At 67.7% G+C, this 16295-nt stretch carries 13 protein-coding genes; 8 read left to right on the forward strand and 5 right to left on the reverse strand.

The features are described from left to right. The 3 genes from QCD75_RS10405 to QCD75_RS10415 are packed head-to-tail and all read right to left on the reverse strand — an operon-like array spanning window position 1 to window position 3835. A complete protein-coding gene (locus QCD75_RS10405) occupies window positions 1-2394 on the reverse strand; it encodes an aerobic carbon-monoxide dehydrogenase large subunit (protein ID WP_301228292.1) in 2394 nt (797 codons plus the stop codon). Further along, on the reverse strand, window positions 2391-2951 hold the full coding sequence (locus tag QCD75_RS10410) for a (2Fe-2S)-binding protein (RefSeq protein ID WP_301228294.1): 561 nt from the start codon (window positions 2949-2951) through the stop codon (window positions 2391-2393). The genes QCD75_RS10405 and QCD75_RS10410 overlap by 4 nt, the downstream gene beginning before the upstream one ends. Window positions 2952-2956: 5 nt before the next feature. Continuing rightward, a complete protein-coding gene (locus QCD75_RS10415) occupies window positions 2957-3835 on the reverse strand; it encodes an FAD binding domain-containing protein (RefSeq protein ID WP_301228296.1) in 879 nt (292 codons plus the stop codon). A gap of 118 nt (window positions 3836-3953) precedes the next feature. Here QCD75_RS10415 and QCD75_RS10420 point away from each other — a divergent pair, with 118 nt between their 5' ends. After that, on the forward strand, window positions 3954-4943 hold the full coding sequence (locus QCD75_RS10420; protein ID WP_301228390.1) for a LysR family transcriptional regulator: 990 nt from the start codon (window positions 3954-3956) through the stop codon (window positions 4941-4943). A 125-nt stretch (window positions 4944-5068) separates the two neighbouring features. Next, window positions 5069-5386: a DUF6457 domain-containing protein gene (locus QCD75_RS10425; protein WP_301228298.1), complete on the forward strand. Its 318-nt coding sequence runs from the start codon at window positions 5069-5071 to the stop codon at window positions 5384-5386. A 212-nt stretch (window positions 5387-5598) separates the two neighbouring features. Here the strand turns inward: QCD75_RS10425 and QCD75_RS10430 are convergent, their stop codons facing one another. After that, complete coding sequence (locus QCD75_RS10430) at window positions 5599-7950, reverse strand: FdhF/YdeP family oxidoreductase (protein WP_301228300.1); 2352 nt, start codon at window positions 7948-7950, stop codon at window positions 5599-5601. Between the two features lie 215 nt (window positions 7951-8165). Between QCD75_RS10430 and QCD75_RS10435 the strand changes: the two genes are divergently transcribed. Further along, window positions 8166-9011, forward strand: coding sequence for a dienelactone hydrolase family protein (locus tag QCD75_RS10435; RefSeq protein ID WP_301228302.1), 846 nt, complete (start codon window positions 8166-8168; stop codon window positions 9009-9011). Next, entirely contained in the window at window positions 9008-9520 is a 513-nt protein-coding gene (locus tag QCD75_RS10440; RefSeq protein ID WP_301228304.1) for a TspO/MBR family protein, read from the forward strand. The genes QCD75_RS10435 and QCD75_RS10440 overlap by 4 nt, the downstream gene beginning before the upstream one ends. Window positions 9521-9529: 9 nt before the next feature. On the opposite strand, the gene QCD75_RS10445 is transcribed toward QCD75_RS10440, so the two are convergent. After that, the gene (locus tag QCD75_RS10445; RefSeq protein ID WP_301228391.1) at window positions 9530-11287 is read right to left on the reverse strand and encodes a long-chain-fatty-acid--CoA ligase; all 1758 of its coding nucleotides are present in this window, start codon (window positions 11285-11287) and stop codon (window positions 9530-9532) included. Between the two features lie 241 nt (window positions 11288-11528). Here QCD75_RS10445 and QCD75_RS10450 point away from each other — a divergent pair, with 241 nt between their 5' ends. The 4 genes from QCD75_RS10450 (at window position 11529) to QCD75_RS10465 (ending at window position 16265) form a co-directional block, all read left to right on the forward strand. After that, a complete protein-coding gene (locus QCD75_RS10450; RefSeq protein ID WP_301228306.1) occupies window positions 11529-12911 on the forward strand; it encodes an MBL fold metallo-hydrolase RNA specificity domain-containing protein in 1383 nt (460 codons plus the stop codon). Continuing rightward, on the forward strand, window positions 12908-14221 hold the full coding sequence (locus tag QCD75_RS10455; protein ID WP_301228308.1) for an erythromycin esterase family protein: 1314 nt from the start codon (window positions 12908-12910) through the stop codon (window positions 14219-14221). Before QCD75_RS10450 ends, QCD75_RS10455 begins: the two co-directional genes overlap by 4 nt. Window positions 14222-14606: 385 nt before the next feature. Next, entirely contained in the window at window positions 14607-15476 is an 870-nt protein-coding gene (locus tag QCD75_RS10460) for a universal stress protein (RefSeq protein WP_301228310.1), read from the forward strand. Between the two features lie 105 nt (window positions 15477-15581). After that, window positions 15582-16265, forward strand: coding sequence for a hypothetical protein (locus QCD75_RS10465; RefSeq protein WP_301228312.1), 684 nt, complete (start codon window positions 15582-15584; stop codon window positions 16263-16265). The last annotated feature ends 30 nt before the right edge of the window (window positions 16266-16295 follow it).

Genomic DNA, 16295 nt, shown 5'->3' on the forward strand with positions numbered 1-16295 from the left:
TTAGATCGGCGGCCTTGCCCGGCCCTGCATGGCGGCCCAGACCCGGGCCGGGGTGCAGGGCATATCCATGTGGACCACGCCGTAGGGGGCCAGCGCGTCGACGACCGCGTTCACGATCGCCGGCGGCGAGCCGACAGTGGCTGACTCGCCGATGCCTTTCGCACCGATGGGGTGGTGCGGTGACGGGGTGACGGTAAAGCCGGTTTCCCAGTCCGGCACCTCCATCGCGGTGGGGATCAGGTAGTCCATGAAGGACCCGCCCAGGCAGTTTCCGTCGGCGTCGAACTCGATGATCTCCATCAGGGCCATCCCGACGCCGTCGGTGAGTCCGCCGTGCACCTGGCCCTCGATGATCATCGGGTTGATCCGGGTGCCGCAGTCGTCCACGGCGATGAAGCGGCGCACCTTGACGTGCCCGGTGCCCGGGTCGATGTCGACCACGCAGATGTAGGCGCCGAAGGGGAAGGTCAGGTTCGGTGGGTCGTACGTGACCTCGGCGTCGAGATTACCGTCGACCCCTTCGGGCAGCGTCATGGTGCCGTGGGCAGCCATGGCGATTTCGGAGATGGTCTTCCCGGCGCTGGGATCGCCCTTGACGAACCAGCGGCCCTTCTCCCACTCGAGGTCCTCCGGTCGGGTCTCCAGCATGGCCGCGGCGATCAGCTTCGCCTTCTCGCGGACCTTGCGGGCCACGAGGGCGACGGCGCCGCCGCTGACCGGCGTCGAACGGCTCCCGTACGTGCCAAGGCCAAAGGGCGTCTGGTCGGTGTCCCCGTGGACGACGTCGATGTCCTCCGGCGGGATGCCGAGTTCCTCCGCGACGATCTGCGCGAAGGTGGTCTCGTGGCCCTGCCCCTGGCTTTGCACCGAGAGACGGACGACGGCCTTGCCGGTCGGGTGGACCCGCAGCTCGGCGCCGTCGGCCATGCCAAGGCCCACGATGTCGAAGTGTTTGCGCGGGCCGGCGCCGACGGTTTCGGTGAAGAAGGAGATACCGATCCCCATGAGTTCGCCGCGCCCACGCTTCTCCTGCTGCTCGCGGCGGAGCTCGTCGTAGCCGGCCAGCTTCATGGACAGCCGCATGGCCGGCTCGTAGTTGCCGGAGTCGTAGACCCACCCGGTCTTGTTGGCGTAGGGGAACTGCTCGGGCTTGATGAAGTTCTTCAGCCTGAGCTCCGCCGGGTCCATTTCCAGCTTGCGGGCCAGGATGTCCACCATCCGCTCGACAAGGTAGACGGCCTCCGTGACCCGGAAGGAACAGGCATAGGCGACGCCGCCCGGTGCCTTGTTCGTGTAGACGCCCGTGACGGAGCAGTAGGCGGCCTTGATGTCGTAGCTCCCGGTGAAGATGGAGAAGAAGCCCGCGGGGTACTTGGTGGGCTGGGCGGTAGCGTTGAACGCGCCGTGGTCCGCCAGGACGCTGGTGCGGACCGCGAGGATCTTGCCGTCCTTCGTGGCCGCGATCTCGCCCTGCATGATGTAGTCGCGGGCGAAGGAGGTGGACATCAGGTTCTCCGAGCGGTCCTCCACCCATTTCACCGGCTTGCCGGTGACGATCGAGCCGACGACGGCAAGGATATAGCCGGGGTAGATGCCGACCTTGTTGCCGAAGCCGCCGCCAATGTCCGGGGACACCACGCGGATCTTGTGCTCCGGGATCCCGGCGACGATCGCGAACAGGGTGCGGTGCGCGTGCGGGGCCTGGGTCGTTTCGTAGAGGGTCAGCTTGCCGTCCACGGCGTCGAAGTCGGCGATCGCCCCGCAGGTCTCCATCGGCGCGGGGTGCACCCGCGGGTAGACCATCTCCTGGGAGACCACGACGTCGGCGCTCGCGAAGACCGCCTCGGTCTCGGCCTTGTCGCCCATCTCCCAGTCGAAGATGTGGTTATCCGTCCGGCCCTCGATCTCGTCGCGGATCACTGGGGCATCGGCGTCGAGGGCCTTCCTGGCGTCGATGACCGGGGGCAGGACATCGTATTCAACGTCGATCAGTTCCAGCGCGTCCCGAGCGGCGTAGCGGTCCTCGGCCACGACGAACGCCACCTCCTGGCCCTGGAAGCGCACTTTGTCGGTGACCAGGACTGCCTGGACATCCGCGGAGAGGGTGGGGGCCCAGGCGAGATTGAGGCCCAGCAGGTCCTTCCCGGTGATGACGGCGAGGACCTTCGGGTGGGCCAGGGCGTTGGTGGTGTCGATGGAGACCAGCCGGGCGTGGGCCACGGGGGCGCGCAGGATGGCGCCGTGCAGCATGCCGGGCAGGACGATGTCGTCCAGGTAGTTGCCTTTGCCGCGGACGAAGCGCGGATCTTCCTTCCGCTGGATCCGGCCGTAGCCGATCGGGCGGTCCGCGTCGCCGGCCGCCGGATTGCTGGGCCGTTCGTGGATGACGGTCATGACTTCACCTCTGCGTCCTGGGTTTCCGCTGCGATGTCTTCGACCGCGGTGTCCGTGCCGTCGATGACCTCATCCACCGTGGCGTCGGTGTCGCCGCCGGCCGGGTGGGCGGCGGCCCACTGGACCGAGCGGACAATCGTGGCGTAACCGGTGCACCGGCAAATCTGGCCCGAAATGGCCTTCCGGATCTCGGTGGTGTCCGGGTGCGGGTTCTTATCGAGCAGGGCGCGGGCGGTCAGCATCATCCCGGGAGTGCAGAAGCCGCATTGCAGCCCGTGTTCCTCCATAAAGCCCTGCTGGACGGGGTCCAGGGTGGCGCCGCTGGCGAGTCCCTCGACCGTACGGATGTCGTGTCCGGCAGCCATCGCCGCGAGGACGGTGCAGGACTTCACCGGCTGGCCGTCCATCAGCACCACGCAGGTCCCGCAGTTGCTGGTATCGCATCCCCAGTGGGTCCCGGTCAGGCCGAGGACCTCGCGGATGTAGTGGACCAGGAGCACACGGGGCTCGATGTCGGACGTGACTTCGTTGCCGTTGACGGTCATGTTGATCTGCATCCGCTTCAGCCTTCCTGGGTCCGCGCGGCGCGGGCACAGGCTTGCCGCAGTACCCGCCGGGTGAGTTCGTCGGCGAGATGCCGTTTGTAGTCAATCGGGCCGCGCTGGTCGGCCACGGGATCACAGGCTGCCGCGGCGAGCCGTCCGGCCTCCACGAAAAGTTCCTCCCGGGGCTGCTGGCCGCGGAGCAGGCCGGCGGCCTCCGCGACGGTGTGGGCAAGCCCGAGGGCGGTGAGTCCGACGGCGGCGTCGGCGATGGTGCCGTCCGCTGCAAGGGTCACGGACGCGCCGGCGGCACCGACGGCCCAGTCTCCCACCCGGCGTTCGACCTTCTCGTAGGCGCTGCCGGCACGGGGGCGGATCGGGAATCGGAGCTCGCACAACAATTCGTCCTGGCCCACCGCCGTTTCATACGGCCCGCGGTGGAAGTCGGCCATCGCCAGGATGCGCTCGCCGGCGGGTCCCCGGATCACGGCTTCCGCACCCAGCACGTCGCACACCGTGGACAGGTCCTCTGCGGGGTCGGCCTGGCAGAGCGACCCGCCGATGGTTCCGCGGTTGCGGACGACCGGATCGGCGATCACGGCTTCTGCGTCGCGGACGATGGGAAAGAGCGCCGCAATTTCGTCCGACTCCAGCAGTGTCGTGTGCCGCGTCAGCGCACCGACGCGCAGTTTGTCGCCGTCGCGGAGGATGAAGTCGAGTTCGTAGAGGTCATTGATGTCGATCAGCCACTCGGGCCGGGAAAGCCGGAGCTTCATCATCGGCAGGAGGCTGTGGCCGCCGGCGATGACCCGTGACTCCGCGCCGTGGCGCGAGAGGAGTTCCAGGGCGTTGTCCACGGAAGTGGCCCGCACGTAGTCGAAAGGAGCCGGAATCTGCATAGTCCCACCTCACGCCAGGGCGCTGGCAACGTCGCGCAGCACCGATTTCAGGCCAGTCTTGCCCTGCCTGATACGGAGTGTCAATATCGTCATAAGCGAAAGGTTATGACCCGTGTCGATGACGTTGAGCCAGCTGCGCACGTTCGCCCTCGTGGCCCGTCTGGGCTCGCTCCACGCTGCCGCGGAGACGCTCGGCGTCAGCGAACCCGCTGTTTCCGCCGCCTTGACGGCGCTCCGGCAGGACCTCGGCGATCCGCTCTTCGTGCGCGCCGGAGGCGGCATTGCGCTGACCCCGGGCGGCCGGGCGCTGGCCGATTATGCCCAGGACATCGTCGGGCTGGCGGACCAGGCCCGCTGGGAAGTGTCCCACGCCAAGAACGACGCCGGCCGGCTGAAGATCGCTGCCACCGCCCCTTTTGCCGAACATGCGGCCGGCCGGCTGCTGGACCTTTTCACCAAACGTGTTCCCGGCGCTTCGGTGGATGTGGTGGTCAAGTCCGCCGAGGACCTTGCCTCGCTCCTGCAGGAACGGGCGTACGACATCGCCCTGGGTGCCCGGCCGGTGGTGCCAGTCGCCCCGGCCGGGACTGACGGGACGCATCCGGGCCTGGATTGTGTTCCGTTCCTGCGCTACCAGCGCACCCTGGTCGCGGCGCCAGGGCATCCGCTGTCCCGGCTTCCCGGGCCGGTCTCCGTGGCCCGGCTGCTGGACCGGCCGTGGTTTGCCGGACCGGCGGGCATCCAGGACAGTTCGGAGGAGGGCCGTTGGCTGGCGTCGACGGGGGTGGTGCCGGAGATCATCCGGCTCAGCAGCGAGACGGAAGCGCTGGCGGCGGTCCGCGCGGGGGAGGGCATCATGCTGGCACTCGGCCACATCGTCCGCGCCGAACTGCAGAGCGGGGTCCTCGTCCGGCTGCCCGTCGTCGGGACGCCGGTCACCGGCCTGTGGTGGGCGAGCACCCTAAACAACCACCGGACCACCACGATGGCGCGGACGCTGCAGCGGTTCGCCGGCACCGCCGACGCGACAGCAGCGATGGTTGCCCCCGGCGGCTCCCGGGGACTTGAACGCCGGGGATCGAAGTTCCACGTCGCGTTGTGGAGCTGACGCAGTTCCGGGACGGCGGTTTCTGGTGCCCGGATTTTCGTGTGTCGCGTTGCGGAACCCTGGTGTCGGTGCTAACCCTTGTGGGGAAGCTAATCAACTGACGCACCCTACTACGAGGAGTAACCATGACTTTGACCCGGGACGAAGACAGCGCGCTGCGGCACTGGAGTACCCGCCTGATCCAGGCGCTGCAGATCCTTGATCTGGAAGTGGACCACGAGAACATCGTCCAGCTCGCGGACGAGTCGCTGAAAGCCGTCGGGCCGCACGCGGATGCCATCAGCGCCTTCATCGTCGGCTACGCCGCGGGAACCGCGTCCACCGACGGCCGGAAGAGCACGCAGGACGCCGTCCACGCCGCGTCCAACAAGGTCATTGAGCTGTGTGAGCACGGCGAGTCCGGCGGCCCCGATGAAGAGGGCTGGGCCAAGCGGGCCCAGTAGCCTCAGCACCGCGGGGGACATGCCCTCCTTTTGCGCGCAGGAATGGACATGGTGGCATTGTGTCCATTGGCCGCGGCCAGGAATGGGCATGTCCTGTGGAGTGGGAATTAACCCCCGGGGGACATGCCCTCCCGTGGCACGGACTGATGGACATAGTGCCACTATGTCCACCGGGCGCGATTAGGGCTGGGCATGTCCCTCGGGGGTGGGGCCTAACTTGTCCGGGCCGCGCCGGACGCCAGGGCAGTTGAACTGTCCGGGGTCTGGTCCTCGCTGCGTTCGAGCCTGACGATCACAGCCTTGGATACCGGGGTGTTGCTGCCTTCGGCCGTGTGGTTCAGCGGTACGAGCACGTTGGCTTCCGGGTAGTAAGCGGCCGCGCAGCCGCGCGCGGTCGGGTAGGAGACCACCCGGAACTTGCGGAGCACACGCTCCAGGCCGTCCTGGTACTCGCCCCTGATATCGACAAACATTCCATCGGCCAGACCAAGCTCCGCGATGTCCTCCGGATTTACGAAGACTACATGGCGGCCCTTCTTGATGCCGCGGTAGCGGTCGTTGTGGCCGTAGATGGTGGTGTTGAACTGGTCATGGGAGCGCATGGTCTGCAGGATCAGCGTGCCTGCGGGCTTCTCCACGTGCTCCAGCTCGTTGACGGTGAGCACGGCTTTGCCTGTCGGTGTGGGGAAGGTGCGCGAATCCCGCGGCCCGTTTTCCAGAACGAAGCCGCCTTCGTGCCGGATCCGCTCGTTGTAGTCCTCGCAGCCACCCACGACGTGTGAGATGTGGTCCCGGATCAGGTCGTAGTTCCGCTCGAACCCGTCCCAGTCGGCTTTGATCCTGTCCCCGACCAGCGCCTTGCCCAGCCGGCTGACAATCACGGGCTCAGAGAGCAGGTGGTGCGAGACGGGTTCGACACTGCCCCAGGAGGGGTGCACGGCACAGACGGTGTCCTCCACCGAAACGAACTGCGGCCCCGACGCCTGGATGTCGATCTCCGTCCGCCCCATCGTGGGCAGAATCAGGGCCTCGGCGCCGGTCACTGTGTGGGAGCGGTTGAGTTTCGTGGAAATCTGCACCGAAAGTTCGGTGCTTTCCATGGCCGCCTCGGTGGCGTTGGTGTCCGACATGGCGCCAACGAAGTTGCCTCCGAGCGCCACAAACGCCTTGATCCCGCCGTCGCGCATTTTGTTGATGGTTTCGACGGCGTCCACGCCGTGATCGCGGGGCGGCTCAAAGCCGAACTCCTCGCCAAGGGCTTCCATAAAGGACTGCGGCATCTGCTCCCAGATGCCCATGGTGCGGTCGCCCTGGACGTTGCTGTGGCCCCGGATGGGGGAGGCGCCGGCGCCAGGCTTGCCCATGTTGCCGCGCAGCAGGAGCAGGTTGATGATCTCCTTAATCGTGGCCACGCCCTTCTTCTGCTGCGTGATGCCCATGGCCCAGGTGATGATGACTTTCTCGGCCCTCAGGTACCGGGCGGCGAGTTCGTCGATTTCCTCGGTGCGCAGACCGGTCGCTGCCAGGACCGCCTCATCGTCCAGGAGGCTGAGGTGCTCGCGCAGCTCAGCCAGGCCCTCGCAGTGCTCGGCGAGGAACGCGTGGTCCAGCACCGTGCCCGGCTTGCGCGCCTCGGCCTCGAGCACTCGTTTGGAGACCGCCTGCAGCAGCGCCATGTCGCCGCCGATACGGATATGCAGGAACTGGTCCGCGATCTGCGTGCCGTGGCCGACGATGCCCTTGACCTTCTGCGGGTTCTTGTACCGGCGCAGGCCTGCCTCCGGCAGGGGATTGACGGCGACGATTTCCCCGCCGTTTTCCTTGCACGCTTCCAGCTCGGTCAGCATCCGCGGGTGGTTGGTGCCCGGGTTCTGCCCCATGATGATGATCAGGTCAGCTTTGGCGTAATCGTCAAAGCTGACAGTGGCCTTGCCGATGCCAATGGTCTGGCCCATCCCCCAGCCGGACGATTCGTGGCACATGTTGGAGCAATCCGGCAGGTTGTTGGTGCCATAGCCGCGGACCATCAGCTGATAGAGGAAGGCTGCCTCATTGGAGGTGCGGCCGCTGGTGTAGAAGGCTGCCTCGTCCGGAGAGTCCAGGCCCTTGAGCTTGTCCGCGATGATCCGGATCGCTTCGGGCCAGGTCACCGGCTTGTAGTGGTCCTCACCCGCCGGCTTGTGGACCGGTTCAGTGAGCCGTCCCTGCATCCCCAGCCAGTACTCGGAGTGCTTCCGCAGTTCACTGACGGAATGTTCGGCCCAGAACTCCCGGCCGATGACCACCGGTGTCGCCTCCCAGGTGACGGCCTTCGCGCCGTTTTCGCAGAACTCGAAGGCCTTGCGGTGGTTCGGGTCCGGCCACGCGCAGCTGGGGCAGTCGAAGCCGTCCTTCTGGTTCATCGCCAGCACCGTCTTGCGCGTACGGTTCAAGCCCATATGTTCGATCGCGGGCTTCATGGAGTGCAGCACCCCCGGGATGCCGGCGGCCCAGTCCTTTGGACCGTCGCCGACCACGAGGTCCTTTTCGTCGTTTTCCTCGACTTGGGGATTCTTGCTGGTCACGTGTACTTCCCTTCTGCAACCACCGCCTGTTCAGGCCGGCGCTTCACTAACTACTACGCACCCTACCGTTAGGCCTATTACAGGCCTATCAGCTGGCCCGGAGCGCCGCAAGGGATCTGCTGTCGACGGCGGCGCCGCAGTTCCGTAGCATGTGCGGTACGCGGGGCGGCTCTGGTGGGCCGAAGCACAACGCCCCGGGACCGAGGGGGACGTCCATGCCGGAGCAAGGGGAGGAGTCGAAGCGAGGGGAAACGCTGGATGGCTTCACCGAATCGACCTTCAGCCACGACGGCATCAGCCACCAGGTTTTCCGGGGCGGTGCCGGCCCGGCCGTGATCCTCATCCATGAGGTCCCCGGCATCCATCCGGGGGTGCTGGACCTCGCCCGCCGCTTCATCGATCGCGGCTACACCGTCTACCTTCCCTCCATGTTCGGGCGGCCCGGCGGGAAAGCGGGTGAGGGCATCGTGAAGTCCATCGCCAAGGTCTGCATTTCCCGCGAATTCGCCGTCCTGGCGAACCGGAGCAGCCCGGCGACGGGCTGGCTGCGGGCCCTCGCCGCCAAGGCGCACCGGGAGTGCGGCGGTCCCGGGGTCGGGGCCATCGGGATGTGCATGACCGGCAGCTTCGCCCTCGCCATGGCCCTGGACCCGGCCGTCATCGCCCCGGTCATGAGCCAGCCCGCGCTGCCGGCGGGTCTCACCGCCCGCGGTCGTGCCGCCGTCGGGCTGGACGACGGCGAGCTGGCGCAGGTGAAGGCGCGGACCAGCCAGGGACTCCGGCTGCTCGGCCTGCGGTTCAGCAATGACCGGGCGTGCCCGGCGGAGCGCTTCGCCACCATGCGGCGGGAATTCGGTGCGGGTTTTGAAAGCATCGAAATCGACTCGTCACCGGGAAATCCGTTCGGAATAGCAGAGTCCGCGCACTGCGTCCTGACCGTCGACCTGGTGGACACCCCGGGGCACCCGACGAAGGCGGCCCTGGACCGGACCATCGAGTTTATCGGCGAACGCCTGCGCCCGGGTACGGCGGCAACCACACGAACAGAGGAGCAGCAATGAAAGCAATGACAGCGGTATGGACGGCGGCGGCGACCGCCGCGACGGCAGCGGCCGGCGGAGCAGCGACGGATCCGGGCAGCGGCTGGTACCGGCGGCTGCGCAAACCGGACTGGCAGCCGCCCGCCATCGCCTTTCCCGTGGTCTGGACGGCGCTCTACGCCGACCTCGCCGTGACAACCGCCGTCGCGTTGAACAGCCAGGAAGCGGGGGACACCCCCGGCAACGAAACCAGGGAGCAGCAGCTCCGTGCCTACCGGGGCGCCCTGGCCGCGAACCTCGTTCTCAATGCGGCGTGGAGCTGGCTCTTCTGGCGTGCCCGCCGGCCGTGGCTGGCCGCGGCGGAATGCGCCGTGCTGGCGGCGAGCAGCGCCGACCTGGTGCGGCGCACCCACCAGTTGAACCGCGCCGCCGGAGTCGCCCTGGCCCCCTACGCCCTGTGGTGCGGATTCGCCACGGTCTTGTCCACGGCAATCGCCAGGCTCAATCCCGGCGCGCGCCGCGGCCAGTAGTCCGCCGGTTCAGCGTCCCGCCACGAGGGTGTCGCGGATCTCGCGGCGGAGGACCTTGCCGATGAGGGACCGGGGCAGCGAATCGAGGACCACTACGCGGCGCGGCACCTTGTAGGCGGTCAGCTGCTCCCGGGCAAAGGCCAGGAGTGCCTCCGGATCGATGGTGGTGCCCGGGATCGGCACGACGGCGGCGACCACGTCCTCGCCCCCTCCCGGGCGGGGAAGCCCGACCACGGAGACGTCCGCGATCCCCGGGAACGTGGCGAGGACGTCCTCCACCTCGCTGGGGGAGACGTTGAAGCCGCCCGTAATGATCAGTTCCTTGATCCGGTCCCGGATCGTGACGAAGTAGTCGTCGTCCACGGAGACGATGTCGCCGGTGCGGAACCAGCCGCCCTCGAGCAGGGCCTCCTCGGTCTCCTCCGGCCGGTTCCAGTAGCCGGAGAACACCTGGGGGCCTCGGATCAGGAGTTCGCCCTCCTCGCCGGGGACGCGGTCCAGCGCGACATTCCTGGGGTCCACCACCCGGATGTCGGTCAGCGGGAACGGGACACCCACTGTTCCCGGCTTGCGGCTGGGGCCGAAGGGGTTTCCGATTGCGATCGGTGAGGTTTCGGTCAGCCCGTAGCCCTCAATCAGGTAGCCGCCGGTCGCCTTCTCCCAGGTCTCCACGGTCGCCGTCGGCAGGTTCATGGCGCCGGAGATGGAGAAACGGATGCTTTCCAGGCTGATGCCGCGTTCTGCCGCCGCGGCGGCGATGCGGTCGTAGATCGGCGGTACGGCCGGCAGGAAGGTTGCCGGGGACTTCTTGAGCGCCTTCAGCACCAGGTCGACGTCGAACTTGGGGAAGAGGACCAGCTTCGCGCCGATGCTCAACGCGAAGGTCATGCAGAGCGTCAGGCCGTAGGCGTGGAACATCGGCAGCACCGCGTACACGGTTTCCCGGCCGTCCTTGAGCCCCGGCACCCAGGCCCGGCCCTGCGCGGCGTTCGCCTGCAGGTTGGCGTGGCTAAGCATGGCGGCCTTGGGCAATCCCGTGGTGCCGGACGTGTACTGGAGGACGGCGAGGTCCTGGGCGGAGGGTCGGGGATGCTTCTTCCTCAGCTCCCCGGCGTCGAGGAGCTCACGCCACGGCAGCACGGGCCGCAGGGCCGGCGCCGGCCGGCCCTGCGGCTGCCTTTTGCCGACCGTCAGGGCAGCGCGTGCCTTGCGGGCCGCGGCAACCGGAAGCCGCAGCGCCAGCCGCTGCAGCAGCGGCATCGCGGGAATCAGCTCCACGGAGACGATGCTGCGCAGTCCGACGTCGGGCGGCAGCTGCCGGACCCGCTCCACCGCCTTGTCCCAGACGATCGCGACGGCGGCCCCGTGGTCCTCGAACTGGTGGCGCAGTTCCCGGTCGGTGTAGAGCGGATTGTGCTCGACCACGACGGCGCCGAGGCGCAGCACGGCATGAAAGGCAACGATGTGCTGCGGGCAGTTCGGCATTACCAGGGCAACCCTGTCGCCTGCCTTGACGCCCAGTTTCGCGAGGCCTGCGGCCGCCCTGCTGATCAGAGCGCCGAGCTCGCGGTAGCTCGTGCGGGCACCGAAGAACTCCAGGGCGGGCTTCGATCCGTAGCGGCGCACGCAGCTGTCCATGAGGTCCACGAGCGAGCCCTCGGGGAGCACCAGGTCCGCCGGAACACCCGGCCCGTAGGAACGGGTCCACGGCCGGTCGCTCCACAACGCCGCAGGCTGTTGTGCCGTGGCCCTGGGCGCCGTCCGCATGGATTTCTTCTTCATCATCAGTCCTAGCCGCTGGAATCCGCCGGGTGGTAGCGGGCCAAAGAGCCTGCCCGGAAAATCCTACCGGTGCAGGCCGCCGGACCTGCGCCGGCGCCGGGCGTTGGTGACCTTTGGCCCTACGGGCAGGGCCGCCACGGGCGGAAGCTGGGGATACGTCGCCTGCGCGGGTCAGCCGTGCCCCCTCGCATCGATGCCGGTAATTCCTCGCGGAAACGGGAGCACCATGAAGCACCAGCAGCCCACCCTCCGTTTCCTCGGAGCCACCGACACCGTCACCGGCTCCCGGTACCTGCTCGAGGCCGGCGGGAAACGGGTGCTGGTGGACTGTGGGCTCTTCCAGGGGTACAAACGCAGCCGCGAGCGCAACCGGACGCCCTTCCCGGTGCGGCCGGACTCGATCGACGCCGTGGTGCTGAGCCACGCGCACCTGGACCACACCGGTTATGTTCCTGCCCTGGTCCGGGACGGGTTCACCGGTCCGGTCATCGCCACCGACGGCACCACGGACCTGTGCAAGCTGCTTCTGCCCGACAGCGGCTACCTGCAGGAGGAAGAGGCCCGCTACGCGACGCACCGCGGATCAACCGCGCACAGCCCGGCACTCCCGCTCTACACCGCGGCCGACGCTGTCAAGTCCCTCAACAGTTTCAAAATCCACGGTTTCGACGAGCCCATGGACCTGGGCGGCGGAATGGAAATGACGTTCCTGCCCGCCGGCCACATCCTTGGCGCCGCCCAGGTCCACGTGCGCCTCGGCTCACGTTCGGTGCACTTCACCGGCGACCTGGGCCGGACGGACGACCCGCTGATGTACCCGCCGCGCCCCCTGGGGGAGACCGAGGTGCTCGTCACGGAGTCCACCTACGGGAACCGGAAGCACTCCACCGTGGATCCCGAAAAGCAGCTGGGGGACATCATCAACAGGGTCGCGAAGCGCGGCGGCGTCGTGCTGTTCGCCGCGTTCGCCGTCGGCCGCGCCGAAACCCTGATGCTGCACCTCTCCCGCCTCCGCAGCAAGAACCTGATCCCCGACATCCCGGTGTACCTCAACAGCCCGATGGCCATTGACGCGTCCGGGATGTACCAGCGACACCCCGAGGAGCACCGGCTCAAGGAGGCGGAATACCTTAACATGTACAAACTCGCGAAGCTGACCCGCTCGGTCGATGAATCCAAGCTGCTGAACCTTCGCGGCGGCCCGATGATCATCATCTCCGCCAGCGGAATGCTCACCGGCGGAAGGATCCTGCACCATCTGGCCGCCTACGGGCCGGATCCGAAGAACGCCGTGATCCTCAGCGGCTACCAGGCCGGAGGCACCCGCGGCGCCAGCCTGGCTGCCGGCGAGCGCGAGCTCCGCATCTACGGTGAGGACGTCAAGATCCGGGCCGAGGTGATCCAGATGGAAAGCCTCTCGGCGCATGCTGACGCGGACGGGATCATCTCGTGGCTGAAGGCTGCGGAACGGGAACCCCGGATGACGTACATCACGCACGGTGAACCGGACGCATCGGATGCCCTGCGCATCCGGATCAAGCGGGAGCTGGGCTGGCGTGCGCGGGTTCCGGAACACCTTGAACAAATCTCTCTTGAGGAGCCCCGATGACATCCGGTGTTGCCAAATCCGCTGTGCTGGCGGAAATCCACTCGCTGGCCCGCCCGCTAAAGACCGACCGGGACCTCAACGGACTGGTCCGGCGCGCGGCCGACTGCCGCTTCGTCGCGATCGGCGAAGCCTCCCACGGCACGCACGAGTTCTACACCTGGCGGGACACACTCAGCAGGCGCCTGATCGAGGAGGAAGGCTACAACTGGATCGGGGTGGAGGGCGACTGGCCGGACTGCTGGCGGATCAACCGCTGGGTGCGGGGCGAGGCCGGGCAGGACCAGGGCGTCCACGCGCTGCTCAGCGGCTTCGAACGCTGGCCCACGTGGATGTGGGCGAACGAGGAAGTCGCAGCCTTCCTGGACTGGCTCCGCAGCTGGAATCTCGGCCAGCCGCTGAGCCAGCGCGTCGGCTTCTACGGGCTGGACGTGTACTCGCTCTGGGATTCGCTCCGCGAGATCATCGGCTGGCTGGAGCAGAACGTTCCCGACGCCGTCCCCGCCGCCATGCGCGCTTGGCAGTGCTTCCTGCCGCACCACGAGGACCCGCACAAGTACGCCTGGAGCACGCGGCTGGTGCCGCAGTCCTGCGAAGCGGACGTCATCGCCCTCCTTACCGAGGTCAGGAACCGGGTATCCAGCCCGGGGGACCACGGCGAAGGCGCGTTCGACGCCGTGCAGAACGCCGAGGTGGCCGCCAACGCCGAGCACTACTACCGCATCATGGTTCGCGGCGACCGCCAGTCCTGGAACATCCGCGACCACCACATGGCCGACACCATCGACCGGCTCAGCAGGCATCTCGGTCCCGCATCCAAAGGCCTCATCTGGGAGCACAACACCCACGTGGGGGACGCCCGGGCCACCGACATGGCCCAGGACGGGCTGGTCAACGTGGGGCAGCTGCTGCGTGAGCGGCACGCCGCGGACGGCGTGATGCTGGTGGGCTTTGCTTCCCACCGGGGCGAGGTGATCGCCGCGGACGCCTGGGGCAGCCCGGAACGGATCATGCCGGTTCCGCCGGCGCGCCCGGGAAGCCATGAGGACTTCCTGCACGAGGCGCTGGGGGTGCCGTCGGTGCTGGAGTTTGGTGAGGACAGGTCCGGGCCCTGGCTTTCCACCTGGCTCGGCCACCGGGCGATCGGTGTGGTCTACCATCCCGAGCGGGAGCTCGGGAACTACGTCCCGACCCGGATTGGCGAACGCTACGACGCGCTGGTCTGGTTCGAGCACACTGCCGCACTGCGCCCGGTGCACCACGAAGGTCCACCCCGGGAACCGGAATTCGAGACGGAACCGACGGGCTTCTAATCTGCTGCCCGCCGTCCGGCAGCATGTAGCTCCGCAGCACCTCGGTGGCCGCCCGGTCGAGGTGGACTTGAAGAGACGGTGTGCCAGCAGCAGCCCAGCCGTGCGGTCCGCTGCGGCCCGGGCCGCAGGATCGCCGCTGGCTTTCCAGTATGCGTGGAGTCCCGTGGCTGCTCCAGTGCTGAGTGCCGTGCAGCCACACAAGCACCGTCCCCGCAGCGTCCGGCAGGCCGGACGCTACGCGCGGGGGCACGGGGAGTGAGGGGCTTAAGGCCCTAACCGGTGGTAGCCCCGGCGCGCACACTGAAGTGTCGGCGGCCTTTTGGTGCTGCCGCCCGGATCATGCGATGCAGAACAGACCGCGCCATGGAAAAGAGCAGGATTCAGAATGAATAAACCAATCGTCGTCGGTATCAACGGATCAGCTGGAAGCGAAGCCGCCCTGACATGGGCTCTTGGGCGGGCGGCCCGGGACAAGCTTCCGGTGACCGTCATTCACGCTGTGGACGACCGCTGGATGTCCCCGGATTTCCAGTACCACGAGCTCATCAGGCAAGCCGGCATGGAGTTGCTCCAGAAGGTACAGGCCAGCGCCGCAGAGCAGGCCCCCGACGTGAAAGTGGACATCCAGCTTCGTCATGGCAGCGGCGGCTCGGTTCTGCGCGAGGTGTCCAAGGAAGCGTCCATGGTGGTCGTCGGCGAGCATGACAAGCACTGGATGGACGGCGGACCGCTGACGGACCGGGCCCTGCAAATCGTCTCCGCCTCGGAAATACCCGCAGCGGTGATCCCGCTGAAGCGCAGCGCCGCCGACCACGGCGTCGTCGTTGGTGTGGACGGTTCGGAAGAGTCCCTGCAGGCCGTTGACTTCGCCGCCGCGGAAGCAGACCGGGGCGGTGACGAGTTGACCGTGGTCCTCGCCTTCCACCGGCCGGCCCGCTGGGTCGAGAACCAGTTGCCGAAAAGCGGGCTCGCCGAATCGATCCTCGAGGAGGACCGGATTGTTCTGGCTGAATCCGTGGCCGGGCTGGCCGACAAGTACCCGGACCTCGTTGTCCACCAGCAGTTGGAGACCGACACCGAACCCGCCAAGGCACTGGTCGAGGCCGGCAAGAAGGCACGCCTCCTCGTGATCGGCAGCCGCGGCCGTGGTGGTTTCACCCGGATGGTGCTCGGCTCCACGGCCCACGCCGTCCTCGTCAATCTGCCGTGCCCGACCATCGTCACCCGGGTGCACAAGGTCAAGCACGAGGACTGACACCCGGGCAGCTGACCGCCAAAGGGAGTGCCCCCTCACACGAAGGGGGCACTCCCTTTGACAGGCCCCTTGAGCCTGCCCGGACGCGGATGGGAGGATGATGCGGTGGATCAGTTCTTCAATTACGTCGGGCACTTCTGGTGGCTCATCTTTCCGCTGAGCGGACTGGTTGGCGGCTGGGCGCGTTCCTGGTCCAGGGCCAGCGAACGCCGGCACCGGCGCCGGGTGGAGCTTTACCAGCTCCGCAACCGGGCCGCGGAGGTGGAGCACGCCAGCCGGTCCCAGGTCCGGCAGCTGATGGAGAGCCACGACGCCGTCAACCGGCGCTGGCTCGCCTACGAACTGGACGTAGGGAAACTGATCGACTTTCCGGTTATGACCGATGTCCGCGAACCGTTGACCGTGGCGTTCCTGCGTGCCAAGCGGCAGGCCGACGGACTGCGGCCGCGGGCCGCCGAGGACATCTCCACGGCAGCCGCGCTGGCGGAATACCGCGAAGCCGTCCACAGCTTTGAACTGGCGTTCGACGTCGCCGAGCGGGAAGCCCGGCGGATCAGGGACAGCAACTTCACCGGCCCGGAACGGGAGCGCCTCGCAACGGCCCGGAAGCTGCTGCGGATCGCCTCTGATGCCGCCGCCACACCGGCGGAGCGGCAAACGGCGTACAAGCGCGCCCGGCGCGAACTGGATGGACTGATCGTGCTGCCGGACGCGACGCTGGCCGCGCTGGAGGAAAAGATCGCGGGGATGCTCGACGCCGGGAGGGCACCCGACCTCCACCAGGGCTGACGGAAACGGCTGCGGCAGCGCCCGGCCATG

The sequence above is a fragment of the Arthrobacter sp. PsM3 genome (assembly GCF_030433895.1).
In the GTDB taxonomy this organism is placed as follows: domain Bacteria; phylum Actinomycetota; class Actinomycetes; order Actinomycetales; family Micrococcaceae; genus Arthrobacter.